Raw genomic sequence first — 18,123 nt, 5'->3', positions numbered from 1 at the left:
CAATTCATTAGCCTTAAAAAAGATGAATGTCGAAAAAGGGACATCCTTGGAGTGTAATTGGTCATTATGGCGTTGTTCCTTTCTCCTACTTTTGCCACCAGTTTTAACAAAAATACAATGAGAAAGAGTATGATTACATTAAACAGGAAATGGATACGGCTGATAGGGATTGTCGGTTGTACAATGTGTTTGGCATCTTGCAAGCAGGCAACGGATGCTTCCGGAATGAAACCTTCTTACGCTACCATGAAAGTGGAGGCGACAGACAAAGAGCTTTCCACTTCGTATTCGGCAACGATACGCGGACGGCAGGACATAGATATCTATCCGCAAGTGTCGGGTACCATTGAGAAGCTTTGTGTGACTGAGGGGCAGAAGGTGCGCCGCGGACAGTCGCTTTTCATTATCGACCAAGTGCCCTACAAGGCTGCCCTCAAAACGGCCGTGGCCAATGTGGAGGCTGCACGCGCTGCACTGGCTACTGCTGCACTGACTTACAATAGCAACAAGGAACTGTATGCGCAGAAAGTGGTTTCGGAATTCAGTCTGAAGACTGCCGAGAACGCCTATCTTACCGCCAAGGCACAGCTCTCGCAGGCCGAAGCCCAGGAGATAAGCGCGCGCAACAACCTCTCCTATACGGAAGTGAAGAGTCCCAGCGACGGGGTGGTGGGGGCATTGCCCTACCGTGCAGGAGCATTGGTCAGCCCCAGCCTGCCGCAGCCGTTGACAACGGTCAGTGACAACAGCGACATGTACGTTTACTTTTCCATGACCGAAAACCAGTTGCTTGCCCTGACCCGCCAATACGGAAGCATGGACGAGGCGTTGAAGAACATGCCTCAAGCGGAACTGAGACTGAACGACAATTCCGTCTATGACAAGAAAGGAACCATCGAGTCCATCAGTGGCGTCATTGACCGTCAGACGGGTACGGTAGTGGCACGTGTGGTATTTCCCAATGAATCGCGCCTGCTCCACAGTGGGGCGTCGGGCACGGTGGTGGTGCCTACCACTTATAAGAACTGTATTGTGATTCCGCAAGAGGCCACCGTGCAGTTGCAGGACAAGACAGTGGTATATAAGGTAGTGGATGGCAAGGCCGTTTCTGCCTTGATTACCGTGGCCGGAATAAATGACGGACGCGAATACGTAGTGCTGGACGGACTGGAAGTCGGCGACGAGATTGTTTCCACCGGTGCCGGACTGCTGCGCGAAGGGACACAGGTGAAATAATGAACTGCTATTTATCAACTATCAATGACCCATTAAGATGAAAGGAAATATATTTATAAAGCGGCCGGTGATGGCTATCTCCATCTCCGTACTGATTCTGGTGATAGGGCTTATCTCGCTCTTTACGCTGCCGGTGGAACAGTATCCTGATATTGCACCTCCCACGGTGTACGTCAGCGCCAACTACACCGGTGCCGACGCCGAAGCCGTATTGAACAGTGTCATCATGCCGTTGGAAGAGAGTATCAACGGTGTGGAGAACATGATGTACATCAGCTCTACCGCCACCAATGCCGGTTCTGCCACCATACAGGTCTACTTCAAGCAGGGCACGGACCCCGACATGGCTGCGGTGAACGTACAGAACCGCGTATCCAAGGCGCAGGGACTGCTGCCTGCCGAAGTGACGAAAATCGGTGTGACTACCCAGAAGCGCCAGACCAGCTTCCTGCAAATCGGTGCTTTGGTAAGCACCGACGGACGCTACGACCAGACTTTCCTAGCCAATTACCTCGATATCAACGTGATTCCGCAGATTAAGCGTATCGAAGGTGTGGGTGATGTAATGGAGCTGGGCGATACATACAGCATGCGTATCTGGCTGAAACCGGAACGGATGGCGCAGTATGGACTGGTTCCTTCGGATGTGACCGCCGTATTGGGCGAGCAGAACATCGAAGCGCCTACCGGTTCGCTGGGCGAGAATTCAAAGAACGTGTTCCAGTTTACGATGAAGTATCGCGGACGCCTGAAGAGTGTGGAGGAATTCCAGAACACGGTGGTACGCTCGCAGAGCGACGGTTCCGTGCTTCGTCTGAAAGATGTGGCGGATGTGGAGCTGGGTACGCTGACCTATAGTTTCCGCAGTGAGATGGACAGCAAGCCGGCGGTACTTTTCATGATGTTCCAGACGGCAGGCTCCAACGCAACCGCTGTCAACAAGCAGATTACCGCACAGATAGACGAGATGAGGAAGAGCCTGCCCGAAGGGACGGAATTTGTGACGATGATGAGTTCCAACGACTTCCTCTTCGCTTCCATACACAATGTGGTGGAGACACTGGTCATTGCCATTATACTGGTAATTCTGGTGGTGTATTTCTTCCTGCAGGACTTCAAGAGTACGCTTATACCCTCCATTTCCATTATCGTGTCGCTGGTCGGCACGTTTGCCTGCCTGGTGGCTGCGGGGTTCAGTCTCAATATCCTGACGCTGTTTGCGTTGGTGCTTGCCATCGGTACGGTGGTGGACGATGCCATAGTGGTGGTGGAGGCTGTGCAGTCCAAGTTCGACGCCGGATATAAGTCTCCCTACCTTGCCACGAAGGATGCGATGGGCGATGTGACGATGGCTATCATCTCTTGTACCTGCGTGTTCATGGCGGTGTTTATCCCCGTGACGTTTATGGGTGGTACTTCGGGTGTGTTTTATACGCAGTTCGGCATTACGATGGCAACGGCAGTGGGCATCTCCATGATTTCGGCATTGACGCTTTGCCCCGCCTTGTGCGCCATCATGATGCGTCCGTCGGACGGTACGAAGAGTGCGAAGAGCATCAACGGACGGGTGCGTGCGGCATACAATGCCTCGTTCAACGCCGTGCTGGGCAAATATAAGAAAGGTGTGATGTTCTTCATCCACCACCGCTGGATGGTGTGGACTTCATTGGCGGCTACCGTCGTATTGCTGGTTTACCTGATGAGTACCACCAAGACGGGGCTTGTGCCGCAGGAGGACCAGGGTGTCATCATGGTGAACGTCAGCACGTCTCCGGGAAGCACGCTGGAAGAAACCACGAAGGTGATGAACAAGCTGGAGGACATCCTGAAAAACACTCCCGAGATAGAACACTATTCCAAGGTGGCAGGATACGGACTGATGTCCGGTCAGGGCACTTCCTACGGTACCATCATCATCCGTTTGAAGGACTGGGGCGAGCGGAAGGGGAGCGAACACACGTCCGATGCTGTGGTGGCACGCCTCAATGCCCAGTTCTACGGTGTGAAGGAGGCGCAGATATTCAGCTTCCAGCCGGGTATGATTCCGGGCTACGGTATGGGTAACTCCTTAGAGCTGAACCTCCAGGACAGAACGGGCGGTGACATGGCAACGTTCTACGAGGCAGTGATACAGTTCCTGGGTGCGCTGAACCAGCGTCCTGAGGTGGCTATGGCGTATACCTCTTATGCTATGAACTTCCCGCAGGTATCGGTAGATGTAGATGCGGCCAAGTGTAAGCGTGCGGGCATTTCGCCGAGTGTGGTGCTCGACGCGTTGGGCAGTTATTGCGGTGGAGCTTATATCTCCAATTACAACCAGTTCGGTAAGGTATACCGCGTCATGATGCAGGCATCGCCCGAATATCGTCTGGACGAACAGGCACTGGGTAATATGTTTGTGCGCAACGGTACGGAGATGGCTCCGGTCAGCCAGTTTGTGACATTGAATCGGGTGCTTGGTCCGGAGACGGCCAACCGCTTCAATCTGTATAGCGCCATCTCTGCCAACGTGAATCCGGCAGAAGGATATTCGTCCGGTGAAGTGCAGAAAGTGATTGCGGAAGTGGCGGAACAGACATTGCCGCTGGGCTACGGTTACGAGTACGGAGGTATGGCACGTGAGGAAGCCAATACCGGTGGTGCGCAGACTGTCTTTATTTATGCCATCTGTATCTTCCTTATCTATCTCATTCTGGCATGTCTCTACGAGAGCTTCCTGGTGCCGTTTGCGGTCATCTTCTCCGTACCGTTCGGGCTGATGGGTTCGTTCCTCTTTGCCAAAGTCCTTGGCTTGGAGAACAACATCTATTTGCAGACGGGTGTAATTATGTTGATTGGTCTGCTTGCCAAGACAGCTATTCTGATTACGGAGTATGCCATCGAGCGGCGCCGCAAGGGAATGGGCATTGTGGAATCGGCCTACTCGGCCGCCCAGGTCCGCCTGCGTCCTATCCTGATGACGGTGCTGACGATGATATTCGGTATGCTTCCGTTGATGTTCTCGAGAGGTGCGGGTGCCAACGGCAACTCTTCGCTGGGTACGGGTGTAGTAGGCGGTATGCTTGTAGGAACATTGGCATTGCTATTTGTGGTTCCCGTATTCTATATCATCTTTGAGTACTTGCAGGAGAAGGTTCGTCCGCCAATGGAGGAAGAAGCCGATATGCAGGTATTGCTTGAAAAGCAGAAGAGTGAGGCAGAACGGGCGAAAGATTGAGGAAAATAAAATAAAAACAGATTGGAACAATGAAGAAACATATCATCCTATTGTCCGTCGCCGGTTTGCTGTTCAGCAGTTGCGGCGTGTACACCAAATACAAACCCGCTACCGAGGTCCCCGACGGCCTCTACGGGGAAGAAATAGCCACTTTTACGGAGAGCACCGACGGTTCTCCGGTGGCTCCCGAAGACAGCCTGGACCTTGGCCTGGGCGGCATGGACTGGCACGAGCTTTTCACCGACCCGCATCTGCAGGCACTCATCGGGCAAGGGCTACAGAACAATACCGACTACCAGTTGGCACAACTCCGTGTGGAGGAAGCCGAAGCCACCTTGCTGTCCGCAAAGTTTGCTTTTCTGCCCTCCTTTGCCCTTGCACCGCAGGGCACGGTGAGCAGCTTTGACACTCACAAGGCTACGCAGACCTATTCGTTGCCCGTCACTGCCAGTTGGGAACTGGATATTTTCGGTCGTATGCGTAATGCCAAGAAACAGTCGAAGGCACTCTATGCGCAGAGCCGGGACTACCGTCAGGCCGTGCGCACCCAACTCATTGCCGGGATAGCCAATACTTACTATACCTTACTGATGTTGGACGAGCAGCTTGCCATCTCCAGGCAGACCGAAGAGACGTGGCGGGAAACCGTTGCTTCCACCCGTGCCCTGATGAATGCGGGCATGGCTAATGAGTCTGCCGTGTCGCAGATGGAGGCCACATACTATCAGGTGCAGACTTCCGTGCTTGATTTGGAAGAACAGATAAACCAGGTGGAGAACAGCCTTGCGCTGTTGCTGGCAGAGACGCCCCGTCATTACGAGCGCGGTGTGCTGGCAGAGCAGCAGTTCCCCGCGGACTTTTCCATAGGGATTCCTGTCCGGCTGCTTTCCTGCCGTCCTGATGTCCGCTCAGCCGAGCGGACACTGGAAGCGGCGTTCTACGGTACCAATGCGGCGCGTTCCGCCTTCTATCCCTCCATTACGCTGGGTGGGAGTGCGGGCTGGACCAATTCCGCCGGTTCAATGATTGTGAATCCCGGCAAGTTCCTGGCTTCGGCAGTGGGTTCGCTGACGCAGCCGCTCTTTGCCCGCGGGCAGGTCATTGCACAGTACCGCATAGCCCGTGCCCAGCAGGAGGAGGCTTCCCTTGCCTTCCAGCAGACATTGCTGAATGCAGGCAGCGAGGTGAACGATGCCTTGACTGCTTGGCAGACAAGCCTATCCAAAAGCGAACTGCTGGACAAGCAGGTAGCTTCCTTGCAGACAGCTGCCCGCAGCACTTCCCTGCTGATGGAGCATGGCAACACCACCTATCTGGAGGTGCTTACCGCCCGGCAGACATTGCTCAACGCACAACTGGCACAGACGGCAAATCGATTTTCTGAAATACAAAGCCTGATTAACCTCTACAAGGCGTTAGGGGGAGGTCAGGAATAGAGTGTCATCATACTACTCTCTCTGCATCTTCACTTTAAATGTGAAGGAAGGGCTGTCCGGGAAGTGATTCCAGGCAGCCCGTTTTCAATGAATAGGAGGGATCAAATGGAGGCAAGTATTTCTCTGGACAAATTATTGCAGTTTTTCACTCAATGCGAACGATAAGCGTTGGCTCGGTGAGAGATCGATTGAAGAAACTGAAAAGGAAACTGAAGCAAAAGATAGTGAGTTTACCGGTAAGAAGGAGGTTTTGCCAGGAATTGATACAGGGATGTAGTAGGTACTGAAATAGCTTGTTGTTGGAACTATAGATGCAGCGTGTTCCATCTATATATGCAACGCGTTGCATATATAGATCCAGCAAACCGGAAATATACATGCAACGCGGCATATCTTTCGGGCGGTTTCTCTCCGCCTTTGAGGGAGCGGTTTATTTATACTGTGCCCAGTCTACATTCTTCATGTCTCCACTTTTGGCCAGCTCAGCGTGCATAGCCAGTGCGGCGCGCAGAGCGTGGGGAGTTTGTGATTTGCCGTCGGTCAGCTTCAGGTAATCCCACAGTATGTTCTTGTAGTCCGGATGGACACAGTTTTCGATGATGGCTTGTGCACGCTCTTTCGGACTCTTGCCGCGGAGGTCGGCCACACCTTGTTCGGTGATGATGATATTGACATCGTGTTCCGTGTGGTCTATGTGCGAAACCATCGGCACGATAGCCGAGATTTTACCTTCCTTGGCAACGGACGGACAAGTGAAGATGGAGATATAGGCATTGCGGGTGAAGTCACCGCTTCCGCCGATGCCGTTCATCATCTTGGTTCCGCCGATGTGCGTGGAGTTCACGTTGCCGTAGATGTCGGCTTCGATGGCAGTGTTGATGGAGATGATACCGAGTCGGCGCACCACTTCCGGGCTGTTAGAGATTTCCGACGGACGGAGCACCAGTTTGTCGCGGAAGAAGTCCATATCCTGGTAGATACCTTCCAGACAGTCGTTCGTTACGGTCAGTGAGCAGGCGCTGCCGAATTTCACGCGGCCTTCGCGGATAAGTCCGATAACGGAGTTCTGGATAACTTCTGTGTACATTTCAAAAGCAGGGATGGTCTTGTCACGTCCCAAAGCGCCCAGTACGGCATTGGCAATGTTGCCCACACCGGATTGCAACGGCAGGAAGGTAGGCGGAATGATTCCGCGTTTCATGTCGGCGGCAAGGAAGTCGGCCACGTTCTGCCCGATTTTGTCGGTCAGCGGGTCGGCGGCGGCAAACGAACGTGCCTCGTCCGGCCAGTTGGTCTCCACTACGCCGACAATCTTTTTCGGGTCTACCTGGATGTAGGGCAGGCCGATACGGTCGCTCGGCTTGTAAATGGGGATTTCGCGGCGGTAAGGAGGGTCTAGGGGTTCGTAGACGTCGTGCAGACCCATGGCACTCTTGCTGTGGGCGGCATTCAGTTCCACGATAATCTGGTCGGCCAGGCGGCAGACAGTCGGAGCGATACCGCCGGCTGCCGTCAGGTAGATTTTACCGTCGGGAGTAACCTCGCATGCCTCGATGATGGCAACATTCACTTTTCCCATGAAACCGTAACGGACTTCCTGAGCCATCTGTGAAAGGTGGATGTCGTTGTAGGCTATTTCACCGTTGTTCACGGCTTTGCGGAAATCGGCGTTGGTGGTGTAAGGAGCACGGTAGCGGATAGCTTTAGCGCGTGAAAGGATACCGTCGCAGGAATCTCCGGTAGAAGCACCGGTGAAGATACCTATCTGGAACGGGTTTCCTTTTGCATGTTCTGCTTCCGCGATTTTTGCTAATTCAGCCGTAACGGCTTTGGCTGTTCCTGCGGGGGTAAATCCGCTCAAGCCGATGTTGTAGCCATGTTTGATGAGGCTCGCAGCTTCTGCTGCCGAAATGTAATTGAGTGCCATAATATAAATAGTTATTTTTTCGTGTAAAGATTCTGAAGGGGCTCGTAATTGGTTCTGCAATTATCGACTGTAAACTATCCGTTCTTTAATATTTTCGTTGAAGTATTTCTGACCAGATAATGGCTTTCCTCGCTTCTTCTGCCGAGTGGATGCCGTATTCGGACATTGCTTCATCAGATTCCTGCGGACGGGATGCCGGGGAGGGAGGGGAAGCCTTTATGGAAGTGTGCTTGGATTTGGCAGACGGTTTGGATACCGGCTTGGGCTTTTCTGTCGGTTTGGGGCCTTCGGGAATAAAGCCTCCGTAAGTGTCTCCGCCCCAGTATTCGGGCAGTGGGTTGTCGACGTCGGGCATAGGTATGTCGGGACTCTTGTCAGCGTTTTTATCTGCTTCTTTCTTAAACTGCTTGACGAGTCCGATTACTATGACAGCCGCAACTAACAGAAACTTGAAGACATCTTCCATATTCTTTTTGATTTTCCACCCAAAGATAGTGCAATTATCTCTTATCTTTGCTTTTGGGCAAAGTTATTATTTAATCTGATTACAGCCAAGGAATTGGTAATAAAAAAGGGCAGCTTCACAGCTCCCCTTAATTTTTTTAACCTAAACCTTAACTATGAAAAAATCTAATGTTTCTTTCATTCCACAAATTTGTGAATTAATTTGCTCTATGCCAAATTAACACTCGGAAAATGTTTATTCTCTTAACATTAATTAGCTGATAAGGCGCAGATTGACAACTTGTAATGGCATTTTTCTTTCATTTCATCCGTTTATTGGGAGGGAAGAAGTATCTTTGCGCTCCGAATGACAGATACCAACTTATGATATAAACTGATTTTAAACGAATTGATTATGGAAAAAGTAACGGGAGCAGACTTTAAATCTGCAACTGCTGATGACAACAAGAAGTTGTTTATCGAGACTTACGGCTGCCAGATGAATGTGGCCGACAGTGAAGTGATTGCATCCGTCATGCAGATGGCGGGATATTCGGTGGCCGACACCCTGGAGGAAGCCGATGCGGTGTTTATGAATACCTGCTCTATCCGCGACAATGCGGAGCAGAAGATTCTGAACCGTCTGGAATTCTTCCATTCGCTTAAGAAGAAGAAACGCGGCTTGATAGTGGGTGTGCTGGGCTGTATGGCAGAGCGTGTGAAGGACGACTTAATCACCAACCATCATGTGGACTTGGTGGTGGGACCGGATGCCTATCTTACTCTGCCCGAACTGATTGCCTCGGTAGAGGCCGGTGAGAAAGCCATCAACGTGGAGCTTTCCACTACAGAGACCTATCGGGATGTCATTCCCTCGCGCATCTGCGGAAACCACATCTCCGGCTTCGTGTCCATTATGCGTGGTTGCAACAATTTCTGTACCTACTGCATCGTTCCCTACACCCGTGGCCGCGAGCGCAGCCGTGATGTGGAAAGCATCCTCAATGAAGTGGCCGACCTCGTGGCAAAGGGTTACAAGGAAGTTACCCTGCTGGGACAGAACGTCAATTCCTACCGCTTCGAGAAGCCGGACGGAGAGACGGTTACTTTCCCAATGCTGCTGCGCACCGTGGCAGAGGCAGCGCCGGGCGTACGTATCCGTTTCACCACCTCGCACCCTAAAGACATGAGCGACGAAACTCTCCAGGTCATCGCCGACATGCCCAACGTATGCAAGCACATCCACCTGCCGGTGCAGAGTGGGAGCAGCCGCATCCTGAAGCTGATGAACCGCAAGTACGACCGCGAGTGGTATATGGACCGCGTGGCAGCCATCCGCCGCATCATCCCCGATTGTGGCTTGTCTACGGATATATTCTCCGGTTTCCATAGTGAGACGGAGGAGGACCACCAGCTTTCCCTCTCGCTGATGGAGGAGTGCGGATACGATTCCGCCTTCATGTTCAAGTACAGCGAACGCCCCGGTACGCATGCTTCCAAGCACCTGCCGGACGATGTGCCCGAGGAGGTGAAGATTCGCCGTTTGAATGAAATCATCGCCTTGCAAAACCGTCTCTCTGCCGAGGCGAATGCCCGTTGCGTGGGCAAGACGTACGAGGTGCTGGTGGAAGGTGTTTCCAAACGCAGCCGCGACCAGTTGTTCGGCCGTACAGAACAGAACCGTGTGGTGGTGTTTGACCGTGGCACGCACCGTGTGGGCGATTTTGTGATGGTGAAGGTTACCGAATCCAGTTCGGCTACGCTGAAAGGAGAAGAGGTAGCCAGCTGACGGGATAGAAAAGTCTCGATGACATCAGTATGATGACACCGGTATATAGAATAAAAGCACGAGCCTCACGGCCCGTGCTTTTCATATTATAAACTTTAAATTTTATTCTGCCATGGCCAGAATATTCGCTACGTAGTCAGTCCTGTTGTAGCTTACCAGGGTCAATTCGGACTTTGGCGCGTCCTGATTGTAGAGTTTGTAAGCTACCGGCATGTTTTCATCGTTCAATTCATACACACTTTTCTTCATGTCTTTGTCATAAGCCTTGTGAGACTCGTTCCAACGTGCGTAGGACATGGTGATTTCATCATTGCCATATTGGTATGTCATCTTGAAGTAAGGTACCCATTCGTCTTTTACACCGTCCCACTTGGAGGCTTCCTTGCAGGTCAGGCGTTTCTGGTCGTCATAAGAGTATTCATAACGGATGTGCCGGTAAAGTTGTGCACCGTCTTGCTTAAAGATGGTCTTGGCAACTACTAATTCGTTTTTCACTTCTTCATTGGTGATGAAGTTGTTTTCCTGAGCTTTCACTTCTGTATTCATAACGCTTACGATAGTCATTGCTACGAATGCGACTGCCTTGAATAAATTTGTAGTTTTCATAATCTTTATTTTTAATTGTTGTTACTTACTCTGTTTCTTTTAGACGTTGTTCCCGATTAAAAGGTTGCATTCCAACTAATCTTTTTCTCAAACGCCTTCGCCTAATTATAGTCAATTCCCATGCCAAATATTTAAGTTGTTGATAATCAATGAATAGATGCTTTCGAAAACTGTTCATTATCGGACAGTTGTCCGCTTAATATCGAACAGTCGGTCATTCGTTCCGCCGGCTGGCCGGAGTAAGCGTTTGTTTTCTTAAATCTCCTTAATGGAAGCCCTATAAATCACTTTTTATTTGTTATTTTGCACCAAATTTAGGTATAGTGTGGTCTGTTTCATTTGGGCTGCACTTCCTTATTGGCAGAACGTTCGATGAATAAACTCACTATAAAAGCTTGTCCGTTATGTGGTGGAACGCATTTGGAGCGTGCCCTGACATGTGTAGACCATTATGCCTCGGGCGAAATGTTCCACTTGTGCCGCTGCCGGGATTGCGGTTTCCTTTTCACGCAAGACTTTCCCGTGGAGGCTGAAATCGGTCGTTACTACGAAACTCCTGATTACATTTCACATACCGATACCCGCAAGGGGGCGATGAACTCCGTGTACCACTGGGTGCGCAACTATATGCTGGGACGCAAGGCACGTCTTGTGGTCCGTGAAGCACATCGCAAGGAGGGCCGTCTGCTGGATTTGGGTACGGGGACCGGTTACTTTGCCGATGCCATGCAGCGTCGCGGCTGGCAGGTGGAAGCTGTGGAAAAGAGTGCGCAGGCGCGTGCCTTTGCCAAAGAACACTTCAATCTGGATGTGAAACCCCATACGGCATTGAAAGATTTTGCACCGGGCAGTTTCGACGTCATCACCCTATGGCATGTCATGGAACATCTGGAACCCCTTAACGAAACGTGGGAAACCCTGCACTCCCTGCTGACTGAAAAGGGGGTGCTGATTGTAGCTGTGCCCAACTGCTCCTCCTTCGACGCAAAGAAATACGGGGCTTACTGGGCTGCCTACGATGTGCCCCGCCATTTGTGGCACTTCACACCGGGCACCATCCAGCAATTCGGTTCCAAGCATGGCTTCATCATGGCAGAGCGGCATCCCATGCCGTTCGATGCTTTCTACGTGTCCATGCTGACGGAAAAGCACATGAGGCACTCGTGTACTTTCCTGCGGGGAATGGTGACCGGTACACTGGCCTGGTTCAGCGCGTTGGTGAAGAAGGAACGCAGCAGTTCCATGATTTACGTGTTCAGGAAGAAAGGGTGAGAAAAGGGATTAGGGATTAATGATTAATAGCGACTGATTTACATAACTTGTAGCTTGTAACTCGTAACTTATAATTGATATAATGAAAGGAAAGAATAACTCGGTATCCTATTTTGACATGCAGTTCATTACGTCCAGCATCAGTACGACGCTGGTGTTACTGCTGTTGGGGCTGGTTGTATTCTTTGTGCTCGCGGCTCATAATCTTTCCGTGTACGTCAAGGAGAACATCAGTTTCTCCGTGCTTGTCAGTGACGACATGAAGGAGAGCGACATCCTGAAGCTGCAGAAGAGGCTGGACAAGGAGGCTTTTGTGAAGCAGACGGAGTACATTTCCAAGAAGCAGGCACTCCGCGAGCAGACTGAGGCGATGGGTACGGACCCGCAAGAGTTCCTTGGCTACAATCCTTTCACTGCCTCCATCGAAATCAAGCTGCATTCCGACTATGCCAATTCGGACAGCATCGCCAAAATAGAGAAACTGATTAAAAAGAATACCAACATCCAGGAAGTGCTCTACCAGAAAGACTTGATAGATGCCGTGAACGATAATATAAGGAACATCAGCCTGATGCTTCTGGGGCTGGCTGTGATACTGACGTTTATCTCCTTTGCGCTGATAAACAACACCATCCGTCTGGCTATATATTCCAAGCGTTTCCTTATCCACACCATGAAGCTGGTGGGGGCAAGCTGGGCATTCATCCGTCGTCCGTTTCTGCGGCGCAATTTCTGGATAGGTGTGCTGGCCGCTTTCATAGCCGACAGTATTCTGTGGGGAACCGCCTATTGGCTGGTGTCCTACGAACCGGAGCTGGTCAAGGTGATTACGCCCGAGGTGATGGTGCTGGTGTCGGGTGCCGTGCTGGTGTTCGGCATACTTATTACGTGGCTGTGCGCTTTACTCTCCATCAACAAATATCTGAGGATGAAGGCAAGCACGCTGTATTATATTTGACGCCTTAAAGTGCATAGAGAGAAAGTACTGTTGGCACGGTACGTTAGATTGTAAATTGTAAATAGTTAAATTGTAAATGTATAGATGAGTAAAGAGAAATTCGCTTTTGATAAGACCAATTTTATCCTGCTTGGCATCGGAATGGCGGTGGTTATCATTGGTTTTCTTCTGATGACCGGTCCCGCGTCTACCCCGACGACCTTTGAGCCGGACATTTTTAGTGTGAGACGCATCAAGGTGGCTCCGGTGGTTTGCCTGCTGGGGTTTGTGTTCATGATATATGCCGTGCTGCGCAAGCCTAAAGGCAGCGGCGCGGGGGAGCAGTAACCCAATCCCTTACACCCTAATAACTTATAACTTATAATTCATAACAGTGGAATGGTTTGAAGCGCTTATCCTTGGGCTTATTCAAGGACTGACCGAATATCTGCCGGTGAGCAGTAGCGGACATCTTGCCATCGGTTCGGCATTGTTCGGCATTGAGGGAGAGGAGAATCTTGCTTTTACGATAGTGGTACATGTGGCTACGGTGTTCAGTACGCTGGTGATACTCTGGAAAGAGATTGACTGGATTTTCAAGGGACTGTTCAAGTGGCAGATGAACGAGGAGACACGTTACGTCATCAATATACTGGTATCCATGATACCTATCGGCATTGTGGGGGTATTTTTCAAGGACGAAGTAGAGGCCATTTTCGGTTCGGGACTGGTCGTTGTGGGCTGCTGCCTGCTGCTGACAGCTCTGCTGCTGTCTTTCTCCTATTATTATAAGCCGAAGCAGAAGGAGAACATCAGCATGAAGGATGCCTTTATCATCGGTCTGGCACAAGCATGCGCGGTGCTTCCGGGGCTTTCCCGTTCGGGCAGCACCATTGCAACCGGTCTGTTGCTGGGCGACAACAAGGCGAAGCTGGCACAGTTCTCTTTCCTGATGGTGATGCCTCCCATCCTGGGCGAGGCACTGCTGGATGGAATGAAGATGATGAAAGGTGAGGCGGTTGCAGGGGATATTCCGACACTTTCGCTGGTGGTAGGTTTCCTGGCTGCTTTTGTTTCGGGCTGCCTGGCCTGCAAGTGGATGATAAATATTGTGAAGAAGGGCAAGCTGATTTATTTTGCCATCTATTGCGCGATAGCCGGTGTCATAACGCTCATATTAAGCTAAAGTCCCCTCCTTGTGTGGGGGGAAAGACTGATTACTCCGGAAATCAATAAGAGAAAAATATTAAGTTGTACCATTTTATCCCCCTCCCTACCGGGGAGGGGTTAGGGGAGAGGCCAATGAATTTTAAAGAAGGAGAAGTCCTCTATTTCAATAAACCGCTGGGATGGACATCGTTCAAGGTTGTGGGACATGCGCGTTACCACATCTGCCGGCGGATAAAGGAGAAGAAGTTGAAAGTAGGCCATGCCGGTACCCTCGACCCGCTTGCTACGGGGGTGATGATAGTCTGTACGGGCAAGGCCACGAAACGGATTGAGGAATTCCAGTATCACACGAAGGAGTACGTTGCCACCATCCGGTTGGGTGCCACCACTCCCTCTTACGACCTGGAACATGAGATAGATGCCACCTATCCCACGGAGCACATCACCCGCGGACTGGTGGAGGAGACGCTGAAGAAGTTCATCGGCGAGATACAGCAAGTGCCTCCCGCCTTCTCGGCATGTATGGTGAACGGGAAACGTGCCTACGACCTTGCCCGCAAGGGAGAGGAGGTAGAGCTGAAACCCAAGTTGCTCGTCATCGACGAGATAGAGCTGCTGGACGACGGGCTGGATATTGCCGAACCGTGGATAAAGGTACGCGTAGTATGCAGCAAAGGAACCTATATCCGCGCCCTGGCACGTGACATCGGCGAAGCCCTGCAGAGCGGCGCTCACCTCACCGCCCTGGAGCGTACCCGCGTAGGCGACGTCCGGCTGGCAGACTGCCTCAATCCCCTCGATTTTAAAGAGTGGATAGAGGCGCAGGAGATAGATATTTAGTTATAAGTTATGAGTTATTTGCTATGAAGTGTAGCATACTGCCGGATAACTCATACCCTCTTATGACTAAAACAGACTGATATAAATAATAAATAACTTATAACTCATAACTAATTATGAAACTGTCGCAATTCAAATTCAAGCTTCCCGAAGAGAAGATAGCTTTGCACCCCACGAAGTACAGAGACGAGTCACGTCTGTTGGTGTTGCACCGTAAGACGGGTGAGATTGAGCACAAGATGTTCAAGGATGTTCTGGACTATTTTGATGACAAAGATGTGTTTATCTTCAACGACACCAAGGTTTTCCCTGCCCGCTTGTACGGTAACAAGGAAAAGACCGGTGCGCGTATTGAAGTGTTCTTGTTGCGTGAGTTGAACGAAGAGCTCCGGTTGTGGGATGTACTGGTGGATCCTGCCCGTAAAATACGTATCGGCAATAAGCTCTACTTCGGTGACGACGACTCTATGGTGGCTGAGGTTATCGACAACACCACTTCGCGTGGGCGTACGCTTCGTTTCCTTTACGACGGTCCGCACGATGAGTTCAAGAAGGCGCTCTATGCGCTGGGCGAAACGCCGCTGCCCCACAGCATCATCAACCGCCCCGTAGAGCCGGACGATGCCGAACGTTTCCAGTCTATTTTTGCACGCAACGAAGGAGCTGTTACGGCGCCTACCGCCAGCCTGCACTTCAGCCGCGAGCTGATGAAGCGTATGGAAATCAAGGGTATTGACTTTGCCTACATCACCCTGCATGCCGGCTTGGGTAACTTCCGCGACATTGATGTGGAAGACCTCACTAAGCACAAGACAGACTCCGAGCAGATGATTGTGAACGAGGAAGCCGTACGGATTGTGAACCATGCCAAAGACCTGAACCGCCAAGTCTGTGCCGTAGGTACCACCGTGATGCGTGCCATCGAGAGCACCGTCAGCACCGACGGACATTTGAAGGAATACGCGGGTTGGACCAACAAGTTCATCTTCCCGCCGTACGACTTTACCGTGGCCAATGCCATGATATCCAACTTCCACATGCCGCTCAGTACCCTGCTGATGATTGTTGCCGCTTTCGGCGGTTACGAGCAGGTGATGGAGGCATACAATGTGGCATTGAAGGAAGAGTACCGCTTTGGTACGTATGGAGATGCGATGCTGATTACAGACCGGTAATTATGGTTGTTTATTTCAGTCTTGGTACCAATCTCGGCGATAAGGAGCAGAACCTCCGCATGGCCGTCCAAAAGATAAGAAAGCAGATAGGGGAAGTGATTTCCCTATCTGCTTTTTATGCTACTGCCCCGTGGGGCTTTTCTTCCGATAATACTTTTCTGAATGCCGCACTCTGCGTAGACACTGCTTTGGCACCTTTGGAGGTGTTGCAAACGACGCAGGAAATCGAGCGGGAGATGGGGCGTACGCATAAGTCTGTCAATGCAGTGTATAGCGACCGTGTGATAGACATCGACCTGCTGCTTTATTTTGCCGATGACGGTACTCCCGTTTTGCTGGATACTCCCGAACTGAAACTTCCTCATCCGCTGATGCAGGAACGCCGTTTCGTGATGGAGCCGTTGGTGGAGATTGCTTCAGGCGTGGTGCATCCGGTATTGGGAAAGACAATCGGGGAATTGTTGCAAAATCAGTGTTAATCTCTGCTATCTGTAGCGCAGATACAAGATTTCTTTTTTATCTTTGCCCCCGAAAGGCGAAGATAGGCTGCACCTCAGCATAAAAAATGAACAAGTTCATTTTGTTCTGCGTTCGGTTTGCACTATCTTTGCGCCTGAAAACGATATGTGGAGAGATTTGAGTAGCTTGCAACCACAGAAAAAAATGCTAAAACACATCCTTTTCTGACGGCACGTTTGTGTGCCGGATGCATCTACTCCACACACCTCCTTCCGCCATTCGTTGAATTATCAATTATCAACTATCAATTCTCAACTGAAATGGGATATTTATTCACATCCGAATCGGTGTCTGAAGGACACCCCGACAAAGTGGCCGACCAAATATCGGACGCTGTGCTTGACAAACTGTTGGCCTACGACCCCAGTTCGAAAGTAGCTTGCGAAACTCTGGTTACTACCGGTCAGGTAGTGCTGGCTGGAGAAGTGAAAACCAAAGCGTACGTTGACATGCCTCTCATCGCACGCGAAGTAATCAAGAAAATCGGCTATACCAAAGGCGAGTATATGTTCGAGAGCAATTCGTGCGGCGTGCTGAGCGCCATCCACGAGCAGAGCCCCGACATCAACCGCGGCGTGGAGCGACAGGACCCCATGGAACAAGGTGCCGGAGACCAGGGAATGATGTTCGGTTACGCCACCAACGAAACGGAGAATTACATGCCGCTTTCACTGGACCTTGCACACCGCATCCTGCAAGTGCTGGCAGATGTCCGTCGCGAGGGCAAGGTGATGACCTACCTCCGTCCCGACGCCAAGAGCCAGGTGACCATCGAATATGATGACAACGGCACGCCGGTACGCATCGACACCATCGTAGTCTCCACCCAGCACGACGACTTCGTCCAGCCTGCCGACGACAGTGATGCCGCCCAGCTGAAGGCCGACGAGGAAATGCTCGCCCAAATCCGCCGGGATGTAATCGAGATTCTGATGCCGCGTGTCATTGCTTCCATCCATCATGAAAAGGTGCTGGCACTGTTCAACGACCATATCACATACCACGTCAACCCCACGGGCAAGTTCGTAATCGGTGGTCCTCACGGTGACACCGGGTTGACGGGACGCAAGATTATCGTAGATACCTACGGCGGCAAGGGTGCCCATGGCGGCGGCGCTTTCTCCGGAAAGGACCCCTCTAAGGTAGACCGCAGCGCAGCTTATGCAGCCCGCCACATTGCCAAGAATCTGGTAGCTGCCGGCGTTGCCGACGAAATGCTGGTGCAGGTAAGTTACGCCATCGGTGTGGCACGCCCCATCAATATTTTCGTAGATACTTATGGCCGCAGCCACGTCAATATGAGCGACGGTGAGATTGCCCGTAAGATTGACGAGCTGTTCGACCTTCGCCCCAAGGCAATAGAAGACCGCCTGAAACTGCGCAACCCCATCTATCAGGAGACTGCCGCCTACGGACACATGGGCCGCGAGCCGCAGACCATCGTCAAGCATTTCAAGAGCCGCTACGAAGGCAACAAGGACATTGAAGTGGAACTCTTCACCTGGGAGAAGTTGGACTATGTGGACAAGGTGAAAGCCGCATTCGGTTTATAATC

The 18,123-nt window shown here is 51.3% G+C and carries 15 protein-coding genes; 12 read left to right on the top strand and 3 right to left on the bottom strand.

The window, feature by feature from the left end; all coding sequences use genetic code 11:
* Positions 1-129 precede the first annotated feature (129 nt).
* The 3 genes from H1A11_RS15640 to H1A11_RS15630 are packed head-to-tail and all read left to right on the top strand — an operon-like array spanning position 130 to position 5,889.
* Positions 130-1,236, top strand: coding sequence for an efflux RND transporter periplasmic adaptor subunit (locus H1A11_RS15640; protein WP_117599972.1), 1,107 nt, complete (start codon positions 130-132; stop codon positions 1,234-1,236).
* A 37-nt stretch (positions 1,237-1,273) separates the two neighbouring features.
* A complete protein-coding gene (locus tag H1A11_RS15635) occupies positions 1,274-4,453 on the top strand; it encodes an efflux RND transporter permease subunit (RefSeq protein WP_181757419.1) in 3,180 nt (1,059 codons plus the stop codon).
* 29 nt (positions 4,454-4,482) lie between these two features.
* Positions 4,483-5,889: a TolC family protein gene (locus H1A11_RS15630; protein ID WP_181757418.1), complete on the top strand. Its 1,407-nt coding sequence runs from the start codon at positions 4,483-4,485 to the stop codon at positions 5,887-5,889.
* Positions 5,890-6,319: 430 nt separating this feature from the next.
* Here H1A11_RS15630 and H1A11_RS15625 read toward each other — a convergent pair whose 3' ends face one another.
* Entirely contained in the window at positions 6,320-7,816 is a 1,497-nt protein-coding gene (locus tag H1A11_RS15625) for an acetyl-CoA hydrolase/transferase family protein (RefSeq protein ID WP_117599946.1), read from the bottom strand.
* Positions 7,817-7,901: 85 nt separating this feature from the next.
* Positions 7,902-8,282, bottom strand: a complete 381-nt coding sequence (locus H1A11_RS15620) for a hypothetical protein (RefSeq protein WP_174646560.1) — start codon at positions 8,280-8,282, stop codon at positions 7,902-7,904.
* A gap of 393 nt (positions 8,283-8,675) precedes the next feature.
* On the opposite strand from H1A11_RS15620, the gene miaB reads away from it, so the two are divergent.
* Entirely contained in the window at positions 8,676-10,049 is a 1,374-nt protein-coding gene (miaB, locus tag H1A11_RS15615) for a tRNA (N6-isopentenyl adenosine(37)-C2)-methylthiotransferase MiaB (protein ID WP_181757417.1), read from the top strand.
* 102 nt (positions 10,050-10,151) lie between these two features.
* Here miaB and H1A11_RS15610 read toward each other — a convergent pair whose 3' ends face one another.
* Positions 10,152-10,655 (bottom strand): DUF3836 domain-containing protein, encoded by a 504-nt coding sequence (locus tag H1A11_RS15610; RefSeq protein ID WP_016272226.1) that lies wholly within the window; start codon positions 10,653-10,655, stop codon positions 10,152-10,154.
* Between the two features lie 372 nt (positions 10,656-11,027).
* On the opposite strand from H1A11_RS15610, the gene H1A11_RS15605 reads away from it, so the two are divergent.
* The 8 genes from H1A11_RS15605 to metK all read left to right on the top strand — a co-directional run bounded on the left by H1A11_RS15605 (position 11,028) and on the right by metK (position 18,121).
* Positions 11,028-11,927, top strand: coding sequence for a bifunctional 2-polyprenyl-6-hydroxyphenol methylase/3-demethylubiquinol 3-O-methyltransferase UbiG (locus H1A11_RS15605; protein ID WP_005833996.1), 900 nt, complete (start codon positions 11,028-11,030; stop codon positions 11,925-11,927).
* An 82-nt stretch (positions 11,928-12,009) separates the two neighbouring features.
* The gene (locus tag H1A11_RS15600) at positions 12,010-12,885 is read left to right on the top strand and encodes an ABC transporter permease (RefSeq protein ID WP_117965045.1); all 876 of its coding nucleotides are present in this window, start codon (positions 12,010-12,012) and stop codon (positions 12,883-12,885) included.
* Positions 12,886-12,969: 84 nt separating this feature from the next.
* On the top strand, positions 12,970-13,212 hold the full coding sequence (locus H1A11_RS15595) for a DUF3098 domain-containing protein (RefSeq protein WP_117599949.1): 243 nt from the start codon (positions 12,970-12,972) through the stop codon (positions 13,210-13,212).
* Between the two features lie 46 nt (positions 13,213-13,258).
* The gene (locus tag H1A11_RS15590; RefSeq protein ID WP_005825291.1) at positions 13,259-14,050 is read left to right on the top strand and encodes an undecaprenyl-diphosphate phosphatase; all 792 of its coding nucleotides are present in this window, start codon (positions 13,259-13,261) and stop codon (positions 14,048-14,050) included.
* 116 nt (positions 14,051-14,166) lie between these two features.
* On the top strand, positions 14,167-14,874 hold the full coding sequence (gene truB / locus H1A11_RS15585) for a tRNA pseudouridine(55) synthase TruB (protein ID WP_005825294.1): 708 nt from the start codon (positions 14,167-14,169) through the stop codon (positions 14,872-14,874).
* Between the two features lie 116 nt (positions 14,875-14,990).
* Positions 14,991-16,049 (top strand): tRNA preQ1(34) S-adenosylmethionine ribosyltransferase-isomerase QueA, encoded by a 1,059-nt coding sequence (queA, locus tag H1A11_RS15580; RefSeq protein WP_057089643.1) that lies wholly within the window; start codon positions 14,991-14,993, stop codon positions 16,047-16,049.
* A 2-nt stretch (positions 16,050-16,051) separates the two neighbouring features.
* Positions 16,052-16,528 carry a 2-amino-4-hydroxy-6-hydroxymethyldihydropteridine diphosphokinase gene (gene folK / locus H1A11_RS15575; protein WP_181757416.1) on the top strand — a complete coding sequence of 159 codons (477 nt, stop codon included), beginning with the start codon at positions 16,052-16,054 and terminating at the stop codon, positions 16,526-16,528.
* A gap of 300 nt (positions 16,529-16,828) precedes the next feature.
* Positions 16,829-18,121, top strand: a complete 1,293-nt coding sequence (gene metK, locus H1A11_RS15570; protein WP_025834620.1) for a methionine adenosyltransferase — start codon at positions 16,829-16,831, stop codon at positions 18,119-18,121.
* Positions 18,122-18,123: the final 2 nt, after the last annotated feature.

Source organism: Bacteroides sp. CACC 737 (genome assembly GCF_013874375.1).
Classification (GTDB): Bacteria; Bacteroidota; Bacteroidia; order Bacteroidales; family Bacteroidaceae; genus Bacteroides; species Bacteroides uniformis.
This window is presented reverse-complemented; position numbering and strand designations above follow the sequence as displayed.

Coding starts and splice junctions, on each gene's coding strand:
- H1A11_RS15600 (WP_117965045.1), top strand. CDS start 12,010: ATGAAAGGAAAGAATAACTCGGTATCCTATTTTGACATGCAGTTCATT.
- queA (WP_057089643.1), top strand. CDS start 14,991: ATGAAACTGTCGCAATTCAAATTCAAGCTTCCCGAAGAGAAGATAGCT.
- H1A11_RS15635 (WP_181757419.1), top strand. CDS start 1,274: ATGAAAGGAAATATATTTATAAAGCGGCCGGTGATGGCTATCTCCATC.
- miaB (WP_181757417.1), top strand. CDS start 8,676: ATGGAAAAAGTAACGGGAGCAGACTTTAAATCTGCAACTGCTGATGAC.
- truB (WP_005825294.1), top strand. CDS start 14,167: ATGAATTTTAAAGAAGGAGAAGTCCTCTATTTCAATAAACCGCTGGGA.
- folK (WP_181757416.1), top strand. CDS start 16,052: ATGGTTGTTTATTTCAGTCTTGGTACCAATCTCGGCGATAAGGAGCAG.
- H1A11_RS15605 (WP_005833996.1), top strand. CDS start 11,028: ATGAATAAACTCACTATAAAAGCTTGTCCGTTATGTGGTGGAACGCAT.
- H1A11_RS15640 (WP_117599972.1), top strand. CDS start 130: ATGATTACATTAAACAGGAAATGGATACGGCTGATAGGGATTGTCGGT.
- metK (WP_025834620.1), top strand. CDS start 16,829: ATGGGATATTTATTCACATCCGAATCGGTGTCTGAAGGACACCCCGAC.
- H1A11_RS15595 (WP_117599949.1), top strand. CDS start 12,970: ATGAGTAAAGAGAAATTCGCTTTTGATAAGACCAATTTTATCCTGCTT.
- H1A11_RS15625 (WP_117599946.1), bottom strand. CDS start 7,816: ATGGCACTCAATTACATTTCGGCAGCAGAAGCTGCGAGCCTCATCAAA.
- H1A11_RS15610 (WP_016272226.1), bottom strand. CDS start 10,655: ATGAAAACTACAAATTTATTCAAGGCAGTCGCATTCGTAGCAATGACT.
- H1A11_RS15620 (WP_174646560.1), bottom strand. CDS start 8,282: ATGGAAGATGTCTTCAAGTTTCTGTTAGTTGCGGCTGTCATAGTAATC.
- H1A11_RS15630 (WP_181757418.1), top strand. CDS start 4,483: ATGAAGAAACATATCATCCTATTGTCCGTCGCCGGTTTGCTGTTCAGC.